Source organism: Kosakonia sp. H02 (assembly GCA_030704225.1).
Classification (GTDB): Bacteria; Pseudomonadota; Gammaproteobacteria; order Enterobacterales; family Enterobacteriaceae; genus Kosakonia.
This window is the reverse complement of sequence record CP131915.1, coordinates 3,985,021-4,004,869: the sequence shown is the minus strand read 5'-3', so window position 1 is coordinate 4,004,869 and position 19,849 is coordinate 3,985,021. Positions and strand designations below refer to the sequence as shown.

The window sequence follows — 19,849 nt, the reverse complement described above, 5'->3', positions numbered from 1 at the left end:
AAAGGCAAATCATCTTTTCTTATATCCACATAGAGCAAATTGTCACCAAAGGGCAATAACGATCTTTCTGACGATTTTAACTTTTTGAATTTAAAGGGTTTGTATAATTTTACGATCAACGACAAGCCACAAAAATCCAGCCCATAAGAAACTATTCACAAACTTATCCACAGGATGAAAGTGCGAGCGATCCCGTCGATCACGAAATCTTTTCCGGCATTTACCGGGAAAAACTCATGTTTTCCCCCCTGTCTGTGGCATCCTTTAGCCATAAATTGATAAACAGGCATGGATATCATGGTTCAGATCCCAGAAAACCCACTCATTCTTGTTGACGGCTCGTCTTACCTTTATCGCGCTTACCATGCGTTTCCTCCTCTGACCAACAGCGTCGGGGAACCTACCGGCGCAATGTACGGTGTGTTGAATATGCTGCGCAGCCTGTTGTTGCAGTATCAGCCGACGCATGTCGCCGTGGTGTTCGATGCGAAGGGCAAGACGTTCCGTGATGAACTATTTGAACATTACAAATCTCATCGACCGCCGATGCCGGATGATTTGCGTGCGCAAATCGAACCGTTACACGCCATGGTTAAAGCAATGGGCTTGCCGCTGCTGGCGGTTTCTGGCGTAGAAGCAGATGACGTGATCGGTACGCTGGCGCGTGAAGCAGACAAAAATGGCCGCCCGGTGCTGATCAGCACCGGTGATAAAGATATGGCGCAGTTAGTGACGCCAAATATCACGTTGATCAATACCATGACCAACACCATTCTTGGTCCGGCAGAAGTTGCCATCAAATATGGCGTGCCACCAGAACTGATCATCGATTTCCTCGCACTGATGGGCGACTCTTCGGATAACATCCCCGGCGTACCTGGCGTTGGCGAAAAGACAGCACAGGCGCTGCTACAAGGGTTGGGCGGGCTGGATGCGTTGTATGCCGAGCCAGAAAAAATCGCCGGGTTAACTTTCCGCGGTGCCAAAACTATGGCGGCAAAGCTGGAGCAGAATAAAGAAGTCGCGTATCTCTCTTATCAACTGGCGACCATCAAAACTGATGTCCCGCTGGATCTGACGTGTGAGCAACTGGAAGTGCAGCAGCCCGCGACGCAAGAGTTGCTTGAGCTGTTTAAGCGATACGAATTTAAGCGCTGGACGGCGGATGTAGAAGCCGGTAAATGGCTGCAAGCGAAAGGAAGCAAACCCGCCGCGAAACCGCAAGAAACCATTGTGATCGAAGCCGAGGCCGATATTCCCGCTGCTACGCTCTCTGCGGAAAATTACGTCACCATTCTTGATGAAGAGACCCTGCAAGCATGGATTGGCAAATTGAAAAACGCGCCGCTGTTTGCGTTTGATACCGAAACGGACAGCCTCGACAATATTAGTGCTAACCTGGTTGGGCTTTCCTTTGCGACGGAGCCCGGTGTCGCGGCATATGTACCGGTGGCGCATGATTACCTTGACGCGCCGGAGCAAATCCCGCGCGATCGTGCCCTTGAGTTGTTGAAACCGCTTCTGGAAGACGAAAAGGCGCTTAAAGTCGGCCAGAACCTGAAATACGATCGTGGCGTGTTGGAAAATTACGGTATTGAACTGCGTGGAATTGCGTTTGATACCATGCTGGAGTCCTACACGTTGAATAGCGTGGTTGGCCGCCATGATATGGACAGCCTCTCTGAGCGCTGGCTGAAGCACAAAACCATTACCTTTGAAGAAATTGCCGGCAAAGGAAAAAATCAGCTTACCTTCAACCAGATAGCTATGGAGCAAGCCGGGCCTTACGCGGCGGAAGATGCGGATGTCACGCTGCAATTGCATCTGGCAATGTGGCCAGAGCTGCAAAAAAACGCCGGGCCGCTCAATGTATTCCAGCATATTGAAATGCCGCTGGTGCCGGTGATTTCGCGCATTGAACGTAACGGGGTCAATATCGATCCCGCCGTGCTGCACAAACACTCTGAAGAGCTGACGTTGCGTCTGGCGGAGCTGGAGAAAAAAGCACACGAGATCGCGGGTGAGGCGTTTAACCTCGCTTCCACCAAGCAATTGCAAACTATTCTGTTTGAAAAACAGGGTATTAAGCCGCTGAAGAAAACGCCGGGCGGTGCGCCGTCCACGTCGGAAGAGGTGCTGGAAGAGCTGGCGCTGGATTATCCATTACCGAAAGTGATTCTGGAGCACCGCGGGTTAGCGAAGCTGAAATCAACCTACACAGACAAGCTGCCGTTGATGATCAACCCGAAAACCGGGCGTGTTCACACCTCTTATCACCAGGCAGTCACGGCGACCGGGCGTTTATCTTCTACCGATCCGAACCTGCAAAATATTCCGGTGCGTAATGAGGAAGGCCGTCGTATTCGCCAGGCATTTATCGCGCCGAAAGATTATGTGATCGTCTCCGCAGACTACTCGCAAATTGAACTGCGTATTATGGCGCACCTTTCGCGTGATAAAGGCTTGCTGACCGCGTTTGCTGAAGGCAAAGACATTCACCGGGCGACGGCAGCGGAAGTGTTTGGCCTGCCGCTGGAGAGCGTGAGCAACGAGCAGCGCCGCAGCGCGAAAGCCATTAACTTTGGTCTCATCTACGGCATGAGCGCATTTGGGTTATCGCGCCAGCTTAATATTCCGCGTAAAGAGTCGCAAAAGTACATGGATCTCTACTTTGAGCGCTACCCTGGTGTGCTGGCATATATGGAGCGAACCCGGGCGCAGGCGAAAGAGAGCGGCTACGTTGAAACGCTGGACGGGCGTCGTCTTTATCTGCCGGACATCAAATCCAGCAATGCGGCCAGGCGTGCAGGCGCTGAACGCGCGGCGATCAACGCCCCGATGCAGGGAACGGCGGCAGACATTATTAAACGCGCAATGATCGCGGTTGATAAATGGCTGCAAACCGAAAAACCCCGCGTACGTATGATCATGCAGGTGCACGATGAACTGGTGTTTGAAGTGCATAAAGATGATGTCGAGGCGGTGTCGAAAAAGATCCATGAGCTCATGGAAAGCAGCACCAAACTTGATGTGCCGCTGCTGGTTGAAGTGGGAACCGGGCCAAACTGGGATCAGGCGCACTAAGTGTGTGGCGGGCAAGGGAGTTTTCTGTAAGTAAGCAACATATCGGCACTATTTTGTGACGATCATTAGAATTCCCTATGTAAAAAGTGAAAAGAAATTACAAAAAGTGCTTTGTCCGGATCCAAAAAGGGAGTAGAGTTATTCGCGTAGGGTACAGAGGTAAGATGTTCTATCTTTCAGACCTTTTACTTCACGTAATCGGATTTGGCTGAATATTTAGCCGCCCCAGTCAGAAATGACTGGGGCGTTTTTTATTGCGCGAAAGAAATAAAAAGCGCAGCGAATGCCGCGCCAGAAGGGTTATTCTTCGGCTTCTACAACCGGCGGAAGAGAAGTGAACCAGCTATCCAGTTTCTCGCGCAATTTGTCCACGCCCTGTTTTTTCAACGATGAAAACGCTTCAACCTGCACGTCACCGTTAAAAGCGAGCGCCGCTTCCCGCACCATATTAAGTTGTGCTTTCCGCGCGCCGCTGGCGAGTTTGTCGGCTTTCGTCAGCAACACCAGCACCGGAATATTGCTTTCCACTGCCCAATGGATCATTTGTTGATCGAGATCTTTCAGCGGATGGCGAATATCCATCAGCACAACCAGGCCCTGCAAGCATTGGCGTTTTTCAAGATATTCACCCAGCGCGCGCTGCCATTTGATTTTCATCTCTTCCGGCACTTCCGCATAACCGTAGCCCGGCAGGTCGACAAGGCGCTTGCCATCGGCGACTTCAAAAAGGTTAATCAACTGCGTACGGCCAGGTGTTTTCGATGTGCGCGCCAGGTTCTTTTGATTCGTTAGCGTATTGAGTGCGCTCGATTTTCCTGCGTTGGAGCGGCCAGCAAATGCCACTTCGATGCCGGTATCGGCGGGTAAGTGGCGAATATCAGGCGCACTGGTGACAAAGTGCGTCTGTTGGTAATTCAGGTTAGTCAAAACGGTCGTCTCCATCATCAAAGCATGCGGCGATTATACCTGAACCCACGCAAAAGGCTGTTTTTCTCGCAATTAACTCCGCTGTAAGCCATTACCTTCAGTCTTGTAAGATATTTGCCCTTTATGCCTTGCGAAATTTCAGAGAAGTTGCAGGTTAAAAAATAGCTAAATCATCTAAAATCAATAAGTTGAAATTATAGAATTGTCCTAATTTATGGATCTTAAGACTATTCGCACTTGTCAGGTTTATACAGATCGGTAGAGTAATTCCTCAAGGCCGGAAGCTTTTCAGGAAAGGATGACTCAAGGATAGAGGAGTCGGGAGCGCCAGGAGGCGAAGACAGGACGATAACGTCAGGAGACGTTGCAAAGGGAAAAAAGGACCGTAACAAGGAGCGTTTACGCTAAAGGAAAAACAGGGCACGTTGACAGCTAACACGGAACGTAGAACCCATTACGGGTTAGGGTCAAGAAAAAAGGCGACAGTTTGCACTGTCGCCTTTTTTCTTTGCTTGCTTTCTGCTAGATTCCGCCGCAATTCTATACTGATGAAAAACGACGTAAGACTCCTATTATGAAAAAACCAGCCACCAGTCCGCGCAGCAAAGTGCACCGTAAAACACGTGAAGAGATGAATCAGGAAGGCCGCGAGCGCAAGCGTGAGAAAAAGCATCGTGGTAATGCTTCAGGTAGCCGCGCGAACGGTGGCGGTGATGCATCTGGCTCCGGAAAGGGCAAATCGCAAAAAGACCCGCGTATTGGCAGTAAAAAACCGATTCCGCTGGCTGTCGCAGACAAGCCAGTCAACAAGCAGCACAAACCTAAGAGCGAGAAACCTATGCTTTCACCGCAGGCTGAGTTGGAGATGCTGGAAACGGATGAGCGCCTGGATGCGCTACTGGAACGTCTGGAAGAGGGCGAAACCCTGAGCGCTGAAGATCAGGCGTGGGTTGATGCCAAACTCGACCGCATTGATGAGCTGATGCAGAAACTCGGCCTCTCTTACGATGATGACGAAGAAGAGGAAGAAGAAGGTAAGGAAGATATGATGCGCCTGCTGAAAGGCGGCAATTAATCCCTTCTTATGGGGCTTCCCGTCCTGCTTATAACCCTTCCGGTTATATGTTATCTGGTGTGGTTATTCGTTAAACTACAACGGTTGTCGCGGCGCAAACTGTGGCTGCGCAACCGGCTTATGACCAAAAATGGGGTCAGGCCGGGCCGCCAGCGACGCCGGCGGTGTCATCGGAAGGAGTAAGTAATGTCTGAGCATGTTATCGACTGGGACCTGGCCCTGATCCAGAAATATAACTATTCCGGGCCGCGTTACACGTCCTATCCTACCGCGCTGGAGTTTTCCGATGCCTACGGTGAAGACGATTTTCGCCGTGCGGTCGCGCGTTATCCTGAACGTCCACTGTCGCTGTACGTTCATATCCCGTTTTGCCATAAGCTCTGCTATTTCTGCGGCTGCAATAAAATTGTCACCCGCCAGCAGCATAAAGCTGACCAATATCTGGATTCGCTGGAGCAAGAGATAGCGCATCGTGCACCGCTATTTCAGGGCCGCCATGTCAGCCAGTTACACTGGGGTGGCGGTACGCCAACCTACCTGAATAAAGCGCAAATCAGCCGTTTAATGGCGCTGTTACGCAGCCATTTTGAGTTTAACGCTGATGCGGAAATCTCCATCGAAGTCGATCCCCGTGAAATCGAACTGGATGTGCTCGATCATTTACGCGGTGAAGGTTTTAACCGCCTGAGCATGGGCGTGCAGGATTTCAATAAAGAGGTGCAGCGGCTGGTCAACCGTGAGCAGGATGAAGAGTTTATCTTCGCGCTTCTCAATCATGCCCGTGAAATTGGTTTTACCTCGACCAATATCGATCTGATTTATGGCCTGCCAAAACAGACGCCAGAAAGTTTTGCCTTTACGCTGCAACGCGTCGCGGCGCTCAACCCCGATCGCTTGAGCGTTTTCAACTATGCCCATTTACCCACGCTGTTTGCCGCCCAGCGCAAAATTAAAGACGCGGATCTGCCCTCGGCGCAGCAAAAGCTCGATATCTTGCAGCAAACCATCACTTCCCTGACCGGTTCTGGTTATCAGTTTATCGGTATGGATCACTTTGCCCGCCCGGATGACGAACTGGCAGTGGCGCAGCGTAACGGTGTGCTGCACCGCAACTTTCAGGGCTACACCACGCAGGGTGACAGCGACCTGCTTGGCCTCGGTGTTTCTGCGATCAGCATGATTGGCGATAGTTACGCGCAAAACCAAAAAGAGCTAAAACACTATTACCATCAAGTGGATGAACGTGGTGATGCCCTGTGGCGCGGTATTGCGTTAACCCGTGATGACTGTATTCGCCGCGATGTGATTAAAGGGCTTATCTGTAATTTCCGGCTGGATTTTAATGCGGTGGAAAGCGCCTGGGATCTCGATTTTCGCGATTACTTCGCCGAAGATTTACGCCTGTTAGCGCCGTTGGTGAACGATGGGCTGGTGGCGATGAATGAGCAGGGATTACAGGTAACTCCCAAAGGGCGTTTGTTGATTCGCAATATCTGCATGTGTTTCGACGCCTATTTACGCCAGAAAGCACGATTGCAGCAGTTCTCAAGGGTGATTTAGCAGGCCTACAAAACATCGTAGGCCTGCTAAGCGCAGCGGGCTAGCTAAACAGCCCAACCAGCGCAGCACAAAGTACAGCTGCGATGGCGGTTTGCGGCGTGTGGCTGGCTGAGGCGCCAGCCGTGGCCATATGAATTAATGATTCCAGCATGATAACCCCCCATGAACCGGCAAGATCATACTGCACTGCGGGTAACAGTAAAGCGCAAAATAACAGCAATTTGCACCCGCGAATCAATCTTTACATATTGCCTGCGCTTACTCCATTCCCAGCTCTTTCAACTTGCGCGTCAGGGTGTTACGGCCCCAGCCGAGCAGGCGAGCCGCTTCCTGTTTATGCCCCTGAGTGTGACGCAGCGCAGTGGTCAGCAGGGTACGCTCCATCTCCGGTTGCGCTTCAGAGAGCAGGTTTTGATGACCGGAACGCAGTGCGCGATCGGCCCATTGCGCTAACAGCGTTGCCCAGCTATCTGGCAGGCTTTGCGACGGGCTATCCGGCACGGTGGCTTCAAACAGTTCGCCCGGTAAATCCTGAATCAGCACTTCCTGGCCTGCTGCCATCACCGTTAACCAGCGACAGGTGTTTTCCAGTTGGCGCACGTTTCCCGGCCATGCCAGACGGGTTAATGCGGCTTCCGTTTCCGGGTGCAACAGCTTCGCTTCCACGCCCAGTTCCCGGGCGGCGACTTGCAAAAAGTGGCGCGCCAGACGCGGAATGTCTTCCCGACGTTCACGCAGCGGTGGCAAATGTACGCGAATAACGTTCAGGCGATGGAACAAATCCTCGCGGAATTTGCCTTCCTGCACGCGCAACTCCAGGTTCTGGTGCGTTGCGGCAATAATGCGCACATCAACCTTCACCGGCGCATAACCACCGACGCGATAGAACTGGCCGTCAGCCAGTACGCGCAGTAAACGTGTTTGCACATCGAGCGGCATATCGCCAATTTCATCAAGGAATAGCGTTCCGCCGTCGGCCTGTTCAAAACGGCCCTGACGAATGGTATTCGCGCCGGTAAACGCCCCTTTCTCGTGACCAAACAGTTCCGATTCGATCAAATCTTTTGGAATGGCCGCCATATTTAGAGCAATAAACGGCGCTTTTACCCGTGGGCTGTGGCGATGTAGCGCATGCGCGACCAGCTCTTTACCCGTCCCGGATTCGCCATTAATCAGCACGCTTATTGATGAGCGCGACAAACGACCAATAATGCGAAACACATCCTGCATTGCCGGTGCTTCGCCGATAATGTCGGTGGTTGGGCCGCTGGCCTGCACGTTGCGTGGCTGCTGCTGTTCCTGATAGTGGCTGATAGCGCGTTCGACTAACGCAACAGCTTCATCAATATCAAACGGTTTGGGCAGGTAATCGAATGCCCCTTGCTGATAAGCGCTGACTGCCGCATCCAGATCGGAGTGTGCCGTCATTATGATGACCGGAAGCATCGGATGGCGCTGCTTAATCTGTTTTAGTAACGCAAGCCCGTCCATGCCTGGCATACGAATATCCGAAAGCAGTACATCCGGGGTTTTGGTGGTGAGCGCATCCAGTACTTCATTGGCACTTTCAAACGTTGTACAACTTAAACCTGCCCCGGTGAGCGCGCGTTCCAGCACCCAACGGATGGAGCTATCGTCATCAACGATCCAGACTATCCCTCGTTGCATAAACACCTCTACTTCCGAATAGGCAGGAATACCGAGAACTCGGTATGGCCTGGCCAACTGGTAAATTCAATTTTGCCCGAATGTTGATCAATCAAGCTGCGCGCGATAGATAACCCAAGTCCGGTGCCGCCTTCACGGCCACTTACCATGGGATAGAACAGCGTATCCTGGAGATTTTGCGGGATACCCGGGCCGTTATCTTCTACATCAATTCTCGCCGTCAGACGATAGCGCACACCGTGCAGTGTCAACTGGAAAGCCGTACGGGTACGCAGAATGATCTCGCCCCCTTCCGGACCCAGCGCCTGCAAGGCATTGCGAACGATATTTAATAAAACTTGCTCGATTTGGTCGGGATCATGTGCGAATTCCGGCAAGCTTGGGTCGTAATCGCGGGTTAACGTGACGTTATCCGGCAATTCCATCGACACCAGATTCACCACACGCTCGGCAACTTTATGAATGCTTTCGGTAACGTGCATTCCCGGTTGTTGCGGGCCTAACAGGCGATCCACCAGATTGCGCAGGCGATCGGCCTGCTCAATGATCACTTTGGTGTATTCCATAAGTGCCGGATCGGGCAGCGCTTTACTCAATAACTGCGCCGCACCGCGCAAACCGCCAAGCGGGTTTTTAATTTCATGAGCCAGACCGCGCACCAGATCACGCGCCGCCACTTGCTGGGCGTGTTGCAGTTGCTCCTGGCTCAGACGCCGCTGATTATCCATCGGAGCCATTTCCAGCAGCACTAACCCGTCCGGCAAGCGTTGCGCGGTCAGTGAAAGAATGTGTGAACGTCCGTCGATGACCAGCGTCACTTCGTTATCGGTAAACCCTTGTCCGGCGTGCAGGCTTTCACGCAGTAAATCGATGTTCAGCGAAAAATAGCTCAGGAGTTCGGGCAGCGGTGTGCCGAACAGTTTGCGTGAGCTTTGTGCCAGCAGTTGTTGTGCCGCAGGGTTGGCGTAATGTACCGCCAGGTCATCATCAACCAGCAAGATGCTGTTGATCAAAGAATTGAGGATCTGCCCAGCATCGGGCAGCGCGCCGCTTGCCATTTAGCAGTCTCCCGGAGATATGCACCAATTTAGTGCAGTATAGCTTTTTATAAGGAAAAAGCGCGTTAGATCAGGTTGTTGGTGGAGAAAAAAGCCCATCTTTCGACGGGCCAAAATTCCACGACAACAAATCCTCTGGCCTCTTTCTCGCCGTCGCTACGTTGGCTGCCTTCGCTCACCCCGGTCACATAGTTATCTATGCTCCCGGGGATTCGCTCAGTTGCCGCCTTGCTACGACAAGAAATCCGCCGAGTATTAAATTTATTAAACGCTGTAATACAGTTCGAACTCTACCGGGTGCGGCGTCATGCGAACGCGGTCGTTTTCTTCAATACGCAGGGCGATGTAAGCATCGATAGCGTCATTGGTGAATACGCCACCTGCGGTCAGGAACTCGCGGTCAGCGTCCAGCGCGTTAAGCGCTTCTTCCAGAGAGCCTGCAACCTGCGGGATCTCTTTCGCTTCTTCAGCCGGCAGGTCATACAGGTTTTTGTCCATTGCTTCGCCCGGGTGGATTTTGTTCTTAATACCATCCAGACCAGCCATCATCAGCGCAGCAAAGCACAGGTACGGGTTAGCGGCCGGGTCCGGGAAACGCACTTCGATACGACGTGCTTTCGGAGAAGCCACAACCGGGATACGAATAGAAGCAGAACGGTTACGTGCAGAGTAAGCCAGCATGACCGGCGCTTCGTAACCCGGGACCAGACGCTTATAAGAGTTGGTGGTCGGGTTAGACAGGGCGTTGATCGCTTTAGCGTGTTTGATTACGCCGCCAATGTAGTACAGCGCCATTTCAGACAGGCCAGCATATTTGTCGCCAGAGAACAGGTTGGTACCGTTCTTGGACAGAGACATATGGCAGTGCATACCGGAACCGTTATCACCGAACATCGGTTTCGGCATAAAGGTCGCGGTTTTGCCGAAGCGGTGCGCAACGTTATGTACCACATATTTGTAAATCTGAATTTCGTCCGCTTTTTTGGTCATGGTGTTGAAGCGGGTTGCCACTTCGTTCTGACCCGCAGTTGCCACTTCGTGGTGGTGAGCTTCAACAACCAGGCCCATCTCTTCCATCACCAGACACATGGTGGAACGCAGATCCTGGGAGGAATCAACCGGCGGAACCGGGAAGTAACCGCCTTTTACTGCCGGACGGTGACCTTTGTTACCACCTTCGTATTTGGTGGTGGTGTTCCATGCGCCTTCGATATCGTCGATAGCCACGCTGGAACCGGAAATGGAGCTGCCGAAACGCACGTCGTCAAACAGGAAGAATTCCGGCTCTGGCCCAAACAGAACGGTGTCTGCAAGACCGGTAGAGCGCAGATACTCTTCAGCACGTTTGGCGATGGAACGCGGGTCACGATCGTAGCCCTGCATGGTACCTGGTTCGAGGATATCGCAGCGGATAATCAGCGTAGACTCTTCGTAGAACGGGTCAATGACAGCGGTAGTTGCGTCCGGCATCAGCACCATGTCGGATTCGTTGATGCCTTTCCAGCCACCAATCGAAGAACCATCAAACATTTTACCTTCTTCGAAGAAGTCGGCGTTTACCTGATGGGCTGGGATAGTGACGTGCTGTTCTTTACCTTTGGTATCTGTGAAGCGCAAATCAACAAACTTCACTTCGTGCTCATTCAGCATCGTCAAAACGTGTTCAGCGGACATACTTAAACTCTCCCGGAATGGTCATTGTCGTCGTGGTAACGAGGTCTTCTAATTACTACGTAAACGTGGCGTAGTTGCCGTACAATGGATAAGCGAAATCTATGCCAACTTTTAAATCACCCTAAAAAGGCGTTATTATGCTCGGCATAGTGCAAAAGGGCTGCACCATGATGGTTATGTTGCACCAATATAGTGCTCTTATGTGAACATAGAGCACCGTATTGGTGCAATTTTCGTTAATTGCCCCTTTTCACGCTCCGTGAAAGCGATCACAAAGCAACTCTGCAATACTTGTTTGCGGAGGATGTTTGTGATCCTGTTTAGTCCTTCGATTAATACGTGTACAATAACGCGCTATTTCTAATGCCTGAGGCAAAGTTGTGATCGAAAATCTGCGTAACATCGCCATCATTGCTCACGTTGACCATGGTAAAACGACCCTGGTTGACAAGCTGCTACAGCAATCCGGTACGTTCGACGAACGTGCTGAAACACAAGAGCGTGTGATGGACTCCAACGATTTGGAGAAAGAGCGTGGGATTACCATCCTCGCGAAAAACACCGCTATCAAATGGAATGATTACCGTATCAACATCGTTGATACCCCAGGGCACGCCGACTTCGGTGGTGAAGTTGAGCGTGTAATGTCCATGGTCGATTCCGTGCTGCTGGTGGTTGACGCATTTGACGGCCCGATGCCGCAGACGCGCTTCGTGACCAAAAAAGCATTTGCCCATGGCCTGAAACCGATTGTGGTAATCAACAAAGTTGACCGTCCTGGCGCGCGTCCTGACTGGGTTGTTGATCAGGTGTTCGACCTGTTCGTTAACCTCGACGCGACCGACGAGCAGCTGGACTTCCCGATCGTTTACGCTTCTGCGCTGAACGGTATCGCGGGTCTGGACCACGAAGATATGGCGGAAGACATGACCCCGCTGTATCAGGCGATTGTTGACCATGTACCGGCGCCAAATGTTGATCTCGACGGGACGCTGCAAATGCAGGTCTCCCAGCTTGATTACAACAACTACGTTGGCGTAATCGGCATTGGTCGTATCAAGCGCGGTAAAGTGAAGCCGAACCAGCAGGTTACTATCATCGATAGCGAAGGCAAAACCCGTAACGGTAAAGTCGGTAAAGTACTGACGCACCTGGGGCTGGAGCGTATCGAGAGCGACATCGCAGAAGCGGGTGATATCATCGCTATCACCGGTCTTGGCGAGCTGAACATCTCCGACACCATCTGCGATCCGCAGAATGTTGAAGCGCTGCCGGCACTCTCTGTTGATGAACCGACCGTAACTATGTTCTTCAACGTCAACACCTCTCCGTTCTGTGGCAAAGAAGGTAAATACGTTACCTCTCGTCAGATCCTTGACCGCCTGAACAAAGAGCTGGTGCACAACGTTGCGCTGCGCGTTGAAGAAACCGAAGACGCTGATGCCTTCCGCGTGTCTGGTCGTGGTGAACTGCACCTGTCTGTTCTGATTGAGAACATGCGTCGTGAAGGTTTCGAAATGGCGGTTTCCCGTCCGAAAGTTATCTTCCGCGAAATCGACGGCCGCAAACAAGAGCCGTTTGAGAACGTAACGCTGGACGTTGAAGAGCAGCACCAGGGTTCTGTGATGCAGGCGCTGGGCGAGCGTAAAGGCGACCTGAAAAACATGAATCCGGACGGCAAAGGCCGCGTACGTCTTGACTACGTGATCCCAAGCCGTGGCCTGATCGGCTTCCGTTCTGAGTTCATGACCATGACCTCCGGTACCGGCCTGCTGTACTCCACCTTCAGCCACTACGACGATATCCGTCCGGGCGAAGTGGGCCAGCGTAACAACGGCGTACTGATCTCCAACGGTCAGGGTAAAGCGGTTGCGTTCGCGCTGTTCGGTTTGCAGGATCGCGGTAAGCTGTTCTTGGGTCACGGTGCGGAAGTTTATGAAGGCCAGATCATCGGTATTCACAGCCGTTCTAACGACCTGACAGTAAACTGCCTGACCGGTAAAAAACTGACCAACATGCGTGCGTCCGGTACGGACGAAGCAACGGTTCTGGTTCCGCCGATCAAGATGACGCTGGAACAAGCGCTGGAGTTCATTGATGATGACGAACTGGTAGAGGTAACGCCTCAGTCCATTCGTATTCGTAAACGTTATCTGACCGAGAACGACCGTAAACGCGCAATGCGTGGTGCGAAAGAAGAATAATATATTCTTTCAATCTATGAAAAAGCCGCTGATTATCAGCGGCTTTTTTTATGGCTGTCGCTTCTGCGCGTGAGGCGGTCAGCTATTCAATTCAGCACTTTCCCGCTACAGTTAACTCTCCATGGCAGGCAAGGAGAGGGAAATGCTCTATATCTTTGATTTAGGTAACGTGATTATCGACATCGACTTTAACCGGGTGTTGGGTGCCTGGAGCGATTTCAGTCGTGTGCCGTTGGCGACCTTAAAACAGAATTTCGCGATGGGCGAGCCGTTTCACCTGCATGAGCGCGGAGAAATCAGCGATGAAGAGTTCGCTAAAGCCCTGTGTGAAGAGTTGGAATTGCCGCTGAGCTATGAGCAATTCTCCACGGGCTGGCAGGCGGTATTTGTTGCGCTGCGCCCGGACGTTATCGACATCATGCATAAACTGCGCGAGCAAGGACATCGTGTAGTGGTGCTATCGAATACCAACCGCCTGCACACTACGTTCTGGCCGGAACAATACCCGGAAATCCGTGCTGCCGCTGACCATATTTATCTTTCACAAGATATGGGAATGCGTAAACCGGAAGCGCGTATTTATCAGCAAGTTCTGGCGCAGGAAGGGTTTTCAGCCGCAGATGCCGTCTTTTTCGACGACAATGCCGACAATATCGCGGGTGCAAACCAGTTAGGGATCACCGCCATTCTAGTGACAAGCAAGGCGACCATCCCGGACTATTTTTCGAAGCAGTTATGCTAAAAAACGTAAAACATACCGCGCAGCAACATACACGTCCGTTACGGGCGTGGCTGAAATTGCTCTGGCGGCATATTAACGAAGACAATATGACGACGCTGGCGGGTAACCTCGCCTACGTCTCATTGCTCTCGCTGGTGCCGCTGATCGCCGTGGTATTTGCGCTATTCGCCGTTTTTCCGATGTTTTCTGATATTAGCGTTCAGCTGCGTCACTTCATTTTCGCCAATTTCATTCCCACCACCGGGGATGTTATCCAGAACTACATTGAGCAGTTCGTCGCCAACTCCACCAAAATGACGGCGGTCGGCGCGTGCGGGCTGATTGTGACCTCGCTCCTGCTGATGTACTCCATCGATAGCGCGCTGAATACCATCTGGCGCAGTACCCGCGTGCGTCCCCATGTTTACTCGTTTGCGGTTTACTGGATGATCCTCACGCTTGGTCCGTTGCTGGCCGGGGCGAGCCTGGCGATCAGCTCCTATTTGCTGTCGCTGCGCTGGGCCAGCGAATTGAATAGCATGATTGATGATGTGCTGCGGATATTCCCGCTGATCCTCTCCTGGCTCTCGTTTTGGTTGCTGTACAGTATCGTCCCCACCACGCGAGTGCCGAACCGGGATGCTATCCTCGGCGCGTTTGTGGCGGCGGTGCTTTTCGAACTCGGTAAAAAAGGTTTTGCTTTATATATCACCACCTTTCCTTCTTATCAGTTGATTTATGGCGTGCTGGCTGTCATCCCGATTCTGTTTCTCTGGGTCTACTGGACCTGGTGTATCGTCTTGCTTGGCGCGGAAATTACTGTCACTCTCGGTGACTACCGCAAACTCAAAGAAGCAGCACAACAAGAAGAAGTAAGCCAACCATGATTGCATTAATTCAACGCGTTGCCCGTGCGAGCGTTAGCGTGGCGGGGGACGTGACGGGTGAAATCGGCCCGGGACTTTTGGTGTTGTTAGGGGTCGAAAAGGATGACGATGAACAAAAAGCGAACCGCCTGTGCGAACGCGTGCTGGGGTACCGTATTTTTAGTGATGCCGATGGAAAGATGAATCTTAACGTCCAGCAAGCCGGTGGGAGCGTGCTGGTGGTATCGCAGTTTACGCTGGCGGCGGATACAGAGCGCGGCATGCGTCCGGGGTTCTCACGAGGAGCCGCCCCGGAAAAAGCCGAAGCGCTGTACGACTATTTTGTCGAACGATGCCGCAGCCAGCAGATGGAAACACAAACCGGGCGCTTCGCCGCTGATATGCAGGTTTCGCTGGTCAATGACGGTCCTGTCACCTTCTGGTTGCAGGTATGAGCCAGCTTGCGACGTGGCCCCGGGTTACAAGAGAGAGTGCAGCTATGTATCACCTTCGCGTACCGCAAACGGAAGAAGAGTTAGAACTCTATTACCAGTTCCGCTGGGAAATGCTGCGTAAACCGCTGCACCAACCACAAGGTTCCGAGCGCGATGCCTGGGATGCCATGGCGCATCACCAGATGGTTGTCGATGAAGAGGGAAATCTCGTGGCCGTGGGGCGGCTCTATATCAATGCCGATAACGAAGGCTCGATCCGTTTTATGGCGGTGCACCCTTCTGTGCAGGATAAAGGTCTGGGCACATTAATGGCGATGACGCTGGAATCCGTTGCGCGCCAGGAAGGGGTGAAACGCGTGACCTGTAGCGCCCGCGAAGACGCCGTGGCCTTTTTCGCCAAGCTTGGGTTTATCAATGAAGGCGAAATCACCGCGCCGCAAACCACGCCGATACGCCATTTTTTGATGATCAAACCTATTGCCTCGCTGGATGACATTCTCCATCGCGGCGACTGGTGCGGGCAGTTGCAGCAGGCCTGGTATCAGCATATTCCGCTGAGCGAAAAGATGGGCGTGCGTATTCAGCAGTACACCGGGCAGAAATTTATTACCACCATGCCGGAGACTGGCAACCAGAATCCGCACCACACGCTGTTTGCCGGTAGCCTGTTTTCACTGGCGACGCTGACAGGCTGGGGCCTTATCTGGTTGATGCTGCGCGAACGCCATCTTGGCGGCACCATTATTCTTGCCGACGCACATATCCGCTATAGCACGCCAATCACGGGTAAACCGAGCGCGATTGCCGATCTTGGTTCGCTAAGTGGCGATCTCGATCGCCTGGCGCGTGGGCGAAAAGCGCGCGTACAGCTTCAGGTCGAGCTGTTTGGCGATGATAAGCATGGCGCGATTTTCGAAGGCATCTATATTGTTCTGCCAGCAAAACCCTTCGGTTCGTTTGAAGAGGGCGGCAACGAAGAAGAGTAGCCGACTACGCGCCGGCTCTCCTCTTTTCATGCGCAGGCAACGCGCGCCGCGACATCTTTAATCACGTTCTGCGCTGTCCGGCTGATGCCAGCAAGCTGGAAGAAACCGTGTATCACACCGAGATAGCGCGAACAGGTACAGGCAACGCCCTGTTCGGTCATATGCTGATACAGCGCCTCACCTTCGTCACAAAGCGGATCAAACTCGGCGGTGATAATGTGCACCGGCGGCAGGCCAGCAAAATCATCGCGCCACAGTGGGCTGACATCCGGCAGCAAACGATCGGTATCCCCAAGATACATTTCATAGCCGGATAACAGCGTGTCGCGGGTGATGACATAATGCACGCCGTTAAGGGTATAGCTGTCGAAATAAGCCGTTGCGTCGAGCATCGGGTAGATCAACATCAGTTGCGCGGGTTGCCAGGCCGCCGCTGCTTTTAATCGTAGCGCGGTAACTAACGCCAGATGTCCACCCGCGCTATCGCCTGCCAGCGTGATGCGATTTCTGTCAATACCGAACTTTTCTGCGTTCTTCCACACCAGATCAGCACCTGTTTGTGCGTCATCATGTGCGGCGGGCCAGCGGTGCTCTGGTGCGAGCCGGTACTGCACGGCGATTACCCGGCACCCGCTTAAAAAAGCGAGCTGACGCAATGGGTTATCATGGGTTTCGAAACCGCCGCTCACAAAGCAGCCGCCGTGATAGTAAATCAAAGCGGGCAGATTACCGCTGGCGTTTTGCGGTGAGAAGAGACGAAACACCCTGTCTTCCAGTGTAAAATCCGCCACCTCAACGCGGGTTTCCGTTTCCCCGGCCAGCACCGTGCTGGAGAGGTAACTCGCGCGCCGGTCATCAATACTCATTGCGCGAGAGGATGGGCGCCCTGCGGCGATAAAGTCGTTCACCAGTCCGGCGATACCTTTTTCCAGTGCCATTTTTCATTCCCTTGTCTGGATAAATATCCAGTTCTTATAGCCTGGTTTTTGTTAAATGTGAACGTCGGGGGGTAATAATGTGCGCGGCAAAAAACCATGGGAAGCAGAATAGATGAGGTGCGTGAGCGGAATAGCCCTTGCCAAAAGCGGCAAGGGTTGGGCGGTGTTATTCCCCTTCGCCAGGGAATAAGAACGGGTTGATGGAGCTACGGGCGAAACCTTCCTGCTCCATGCGGGCATCCAGAATCAGCGAAGCCAAATCATCGGCCACGGGTTCGACATTCGGGTCTTTTTCCTGATAAAGAATTTTCAGGTAAGTGCCGCAGTCGCCGCAGCTTTCCGCTTTGATTGCCGCCTGCTCGTTATCCAGTGACCAATAGTGCAGATCGCGCGTTTGCTCGCAGTTGCTGCATTTCACGCGCACGACGTGCCATTCGGTTTCACACAGATTGCAGTGCAGATAGCGTAGCCCCTGGCTGCTACCAATGTGGACCATACTGGAGACCGGCATTGAGCCGCACACCGGACAGAACTGGCGTTGCTCACCATATTCAGCGCGGGCTTTTCCGGGGATCAGGCTGGCCATTTGCGCCCAGTAAAGCGACAACGCTGCCCAGATAAAGGGCGCTTTATCACTGCTGACGGAGGTGAAATCCGCGGCAAACAGGGCGCTTGCCATTGCTTCCAGCTCTTGCGCAGAGGCTTTTTCCAGGTTTTCGATCACCGCCAGCGCCGGGCCGCTCATCTCCGGCTTCAGTTCGGCGATCAGCGAATGCAGCAGCTTGTGCCAGTGCGTATCGCGCGGCAGCACGTGAATGTCCAGCGGTGGTTTGCCCTGCGCGGCGGCTTCTTTAATACGCGCCGTCAGGTCGAGATGCAAAGGGTGGTCATACAGCACCACTTCTTGCGCATGGGCGATAAGCGCAGCGAAACGCAGGTAATCACCCAGTGGATTGCTCTCTGCAAGCTCGCGCAGACGTTCCGCGCGACGGTTATAGAGATTTTTCAGTCTGGGGAATAACAACGGCGGAATAACTTCCGCCGTGCGTTTGTCGCTCTTCTCCAGCTCATCTTGCGGGATTATGCGAATACTCATTCAGTCGATTTTTCCGTTGTCTTGCGAACTTCCCGGTACCAGCGCGGGTGATGTTTCTTCGCCCACGTGCTGGTAACCCAGCCTTCCACCATTGCGGTTATGGTGCCTTTAACCCACAAGGCGGCATAAATGTGCACCATGATAACCACAATTAACGCGACTGCGGCAAATGAATGCACCATCAACGCCAAACGGATCACCGGGATGGGAAACGCGGGTGCAAAGTAAGGACGCCAGATAGCCACGCCACTTACCAACAGCAACACCAGGAATATAATCGCCGCCCAGAACACACACTTCTGACCGAAATTATAGCGCCCGGTGTCACCCACTTCCTCATTGACGACGATCTTACGAATATTCTTCGCCCAAAAGATATCATCCCGATTGATGAGGTTATGGTGCCAATAACGGAAAAACATGATTATAAAGGACGCAAACATCACCACGCCGACAAACGGATGAAGAATGCGCGCCAGCTGCGGTGTCCCCAGAATATTCATCAACCAATTGAAGGACGGGAAGAAAAACCCCAGTCCGCTCACCGCCGCCAGCACGAAGCAGAAGGCGGTGACCCAGTGGTTGATGCGCTCGGGAGCCGTGTAGCGCACGATGGTGTCACGTCTTTTCATTTGCGCACCTCGTCTTTCTCTTCATGCAGGTTATCGTCTTCCTCTTCTGCACGGTTCGGACCGACACCGACATAGTGGAAGATGCTGGCTGCGAAGGTCGCGGCAAAGCCGACCGCCGCAAGAGGTTTCCAGATACCTTTCCAGAACTTCACGGTTTCGCTGATCTGCGGGTTTTCCGGCAAGCCATGGTACAGATTCGGATTATCAGCGTGGTGCAGCACGTACATCACGTGCGTACCGCCCACACCGGCCGGATCGTACAGGCCTGCGTTATCGTAACCGCGGGTTTTCAGCTCTGCCACGCGTTCGCCCGCCAGGGTTTTCATATCCTCTTTGGAGCCAAAGTGGATAGCGCCGGTCGGGCAGGTTTTCACACAGGCCGGTTCCTGGCCCACAGTCACACGGTCAACACACAGCGTACATTTGTAGACGCGGTTGTCTTCCGGGTTCAGACGCGGCACATCGAACGGACAACCGGCGATGCAGTAACCGCAGCCAATGCACTGCTCAGACTGGAAGTCGACAATGCCGTTAGCATACTGAATGATAGCCCCTTCTGACGGACATGCTTTCAGACAGCCAGGATCGGCGCAGTGCATGCAGCCGTCTTTACGAATCAGCCACTCCAGTTTGTCGTTCTGCTCCACTTCCGAGAAGCGCATCACCGTCCATGATTTGGCAGTCAGATCCGCCGGGTTGTCATACACCCCGACGTTGTTTCCCACTTCATCACGAAGGTCATTCCACTCGGAACAGGCCACCTGACAGGCTTTACAGCCGATACAGGTGGTGACGTCGATAAGCTTCGCCACTTCCTGCTGGTGATCCCGCGCCTGGGGCGCGGGGGTGAAACCGTTAGTCGCGGAACGACGGATGATGTCTTGCGATTGATAAGCCATAAGTCG

The 19,849-nt window shown here is 52.9% G+C and carries 17 protein-coding genes; 8 read left to right on the top strand and 9 right to left on the bottom strand.

Annotated features, from left to right (window positions below):
* The first annotated feature begins 297 nt into the window (after positions 1-297).
* Positions 298-3,084, top strand: coding sequence for a DNA polymerase I (gene polA / locus Q5705_18765; protein WLI76591.1), 2,787 nt, complete (start codon positions 298-300; stop codon positions 3,082-3,084).
* 300 nt (positions 3,085-3,384) lie between these two features.
* Here the strand turns inward: polA and yihA are convergent, their stop codons facing one another.
* A complete protein-coding gene (yihA, locus tag Q5705_18760) occupies positions 3,385-4,011 on the bottom strand; it encodes a ribosome biogenesis GTP-binding protein YihA/YsxC (GenBank protein ID WLI76590.1) in 627 nt (208 codons plus the stop codon).
* A gap of 574 nt (positions 4,012-4,585) precedes the next feature.
* Here yihA and yihI point away from each other — a divergent pair.
* Positions 4,586-5,086 (top strand): Der GTPase-activating protein YihI, encoded by a 501-nt coding sequence (yihI, locus tag Q5705_18755; protein WLI76589.1) that lies wholly within the window; start codon positions 4,586-4,588, stop codon positions 5,084-5,086.
* Positions 5,087-5,272: 186 nt separating this feature from the next.
* Complete coding sequence (gene hemN, locus Q5705_18750; GenBank protein WLI76588.1) at positions 5,273-6,646, top strand: oxygen-independent coproporphyrinogen III oxidase; 1,374 nt, start codon at positions 5,273-5,275, stop codon at positions 6,644-6,646.
* Positions 6,647-6,686: 40 nt separating this feature from the next.
* Here the strand turns inward: hemN and Q5705_18745 are convergent, their stop codons facing one another.
* The 4 genes from Q5705_18745 to glnA form a co-directional block, all read right to left on the bottom strand.
* Positions 6,687-6,797, bottom strand: a complete 111-nt coding sequence (locus Q5705_18745) for a YshB family small membrane protein (protein WLI76587.1) — start codon at positions 6,795-6,797, stop codon at positions 6,687-6,689.
* Positions 6,798-6,904: 107 nt separating this feature from the next.
* Positions 6,905-8,314: a nitrogen regulation protein NR(I) gene (glnG, locus tag Q5705_18740; GenBank protein WLI76586.1), complete on the bottom strand. Its 1,410-nt coding sequence runs from the start codon at positions 8,312-8,314 to the stop codon at positions 6,905-6,907.
* A gap of 8 nt (positions 8,315-8,322) precedes the next feature.
* Positions 8,323-9,372 (bottom strand): nitrogen regulation protein NR(II), encoded by a 1,050-nt coding sequence (gene glnL, locus Q5705_18735; protein WLI76585.1) that lies wholly within the window; start codon positions 9,370-9,372, stop codon positions 8,323-8,325.
* Positions 9,373-9,636: 264 nt separating this feature from the next.
* Positions 9,637-11,046, bottom strand: a complete 1,410-nt coding sequence (gene glnA / locus Q5705_18730) for a glutamate--ammonia ligase (GenBank protein WLI76584.1) — start codon at positions 11,044-11,046, stop codon at positions 9,637-9,639.
* 380 nt (positions 11,047-11,426) lie between these two features.
* On the opposite strand from glnA, the gene typA reads away from it, so the two are divergent.
* From typA to fabY, 5 genes are all read left to right on the top strand, one after another.
* A complete protein-coding gene (gene typA, locus Q5705_18725; protein WLI76583.1) occupies positions 11,427-13,250 on the top strand; it encodes a ribosome-dependent GTPase TypA in 1,824 nt (607 codons plus the stop codon).
* A gap of 142 nt (positions 13,251-13,392) precedes the next feature.
* Positions 13,393-13,992: a glucose-1-phosphatase gene (gene yihX, locus Q5705_18720; GenBank protein ID WLI76582.1), complete on the top strand. Its 600-nt coding sequence runs from the start codon at positions 13,393-13,395 to the stop codon at positions 13,990-13,992.
* The gene (locus Q5705_18715; protein ID WLI76581.1) at positions 13,986-14,858 is read left to right on the top strand and encodes a virulence factor BrkB family protein; all 873 of its coding nucleotides are present in this window, start codon (positions 13,986-13,988) and stop codon (positions 14,856-14,858) included. The genes yihX and Q5705_18715 overlap by 7 nt, the downstream gene beginning before the upstream one ends.
* A complete protein-coding gene (dtd, locus tag Q5705_18710; protein ID WLI76580.1) occupies positions 14,855-15,292 on the top strand; it encodes a D-aminoacyl-tRNA deacylase in 438 nt (145 codons plus the stop codon). Before Q5705_18715 ends, dtd begins: the two co-directional genes overlap by 4 nt.
* Positions 15,293-15,336: 44 nt before the next feature.
* Entirely contained in the window at positions 15,337-16,278 is a 942-nt protein-coding gene (gene fabY / locus Q5705_18705) for a fatty acid biosynthesis protein FabY (protein ID WLI76579.1), read from the top strand.
* Positions 16,279-16,304: 26 nt separating this feature from the next.
* Here fabY and Q5705_18700 read toward each other — a convergent pair whose 3' ends face one another.
* The 4 genes from Q5705_18700 to fdxH all read right to left on the bottom strand — a co-directional run bounded on the left by Q5705_18700 (position 16,305) and on the right by fdxH (position 19,843).
* A complete protein-coding gene (locus tag Q5705_18700; protein WLI76578.1) occupies positions 16,305-17,216 on the bottom strand; it encodes an alpha/beta hydrolase in 912 nt (303 codons plus the stop codon).
* Between the two features lie 166 nt (positions 17,217-17,382).
* Positions 17,383-18,312: a formate dehydrogenase accessory protein FdhE gene (gene fdhE / locus Q5705_18695; GenBank protein ID WLI76577.1), complete on the bottom strand. Its 930-nt coding sequence runs from the start codon at positions 18,310-18,312 to the stop codon at positions 17,383-17,385.
* Positions 18,309-18,944 (bottom strand): formate dehydrogenase cytochrome b556 subunit, encoded by a 636-nt coding sequence (fdoI, locus tag Q5705_18690; protein WLI76576.1) that lies wholly within the window; start codon positions 18,942-18,944, stop codon positions 18,309-18,311. Before fdoI ends, fdhE begins: the two co-directional genes overlap by 4 nt.
* Positions 18,941-19,843 (bottom strand): formate dehydrogenase subunit beta, encoded by a 903-nt coding sequence (gene fdxH, locus Q5705_18685; GenBank protein ID WLI76575.1) that lies wholly within the window; start codon positions 19,841-19,843, stop codon positions 18,941-18,943. The genes fdoI and fdxH overlap by 4 nt, the downstream gene beginning before the upstream one ends.
* Positions 19,844-19,849 lie beyond the last annotated feature (6 nt).

Excerpts from the sequence above, each read along its gene's own strand:
- glnA (WLI76584.1), bottom strand. The coding sequence starts at position 11,046 with ATGTCCGCTGAACACGTTTTGACGATGCTGAATGAGCACGAAGTGAAG.
- glnL (WLI76585.1), bottom strand. The coding sequence starts at position 9,372 with ATGGCAAGCGGCGCGCTGCCCGATGCTGGGCAGATCCTCAATTCTTTG.
- fdxH (WLI76575.1), bottom strand. The coding sequence starts at position 19,843 with ATGGCTTATCAATCGCAAGACATCATCCGTCGTTCCGCGACTAACGGT.
- fdhE (WLI76577.1), bottom strand. The coding sequence starts at position 18,312 with ATGAGTATTCGCATAATCCCGCAAGATGAGCTGGAGAAGAGCGACAAA.
- Q5705_18745 (WLI76587.1), bottom strand. The coding sequence starts at position 6,797 with ATGCTGGAATCATTAATTCATATGGCCACGGCTGGCGCCTCAGCCAGC.
- Q5705_18700 (WLI76578.1), bottom strand. The coding sequence starts at position 17,216 with ATGGCACTGGAAAAAGGTATCGCCGGACTGGTGAACGACTTTATCGCC.
- Q5705_18715 (WLI76581.1), top strand. The coding sequence starts at position 13,986 with ATGCTAAAAAACGTAAAACATACCGCGCAGCAACATACACGTCCGTTA.
- yihX (WLI76582.1), top strand. The coding sequence starts at position 13,393 with ATGCTCTATATCTTTGATTTAGGTAACGTGATTATCGACATCGACTTT.
- polA (WLI76591.1), top strand. The coding sequence starts at position 298 with ATGGTTCAGATCCCAGAAAACCCACTCATTCTTGTTGACGGCTCGTCT.
- dtd (WLI76580.1), top strand. The coding sequence starts at position 14,855 with ATGATTGCATTAATTCAACGCGTTGCCCGTGCGAGCGTTAGCGTGGCG.
- glnG (WLI76586.1), bottom strand. The coding sequence starts at position 8,314 with ATGCAACGAGGGATAGTCTGGATCGTTGATGACGATAGCTCCATCCGT.
- yihI (WLI76589.1), top strand. The coding sequence starts at position 4,586 with ATGAAAAAACCAGCCACCAGTCCGCGCAGCAAAGTGCACCGTAAAACA.
- hemN (WLI76588.1), top strand. The coding sequence starts at position 5,273 with ATGTCTGAGCATGTTATCGACTGGGACCTGGCCCTGATCCAGAAATAT.
- fabY (WLI76579.1), top strand. The coding sequence starts at position 15,337 with ATGTATCACCTTCGCGTACCGCAAACGGAAGAAGAGTTAGAACTCTAT.
- fdoI (WLI76576.1), bottom strand. The coding sequence starts at position 18,944 with ATGAAAAGACGTGACACCATCGTGCGCTACACGGCTCCCGAGCGCATC.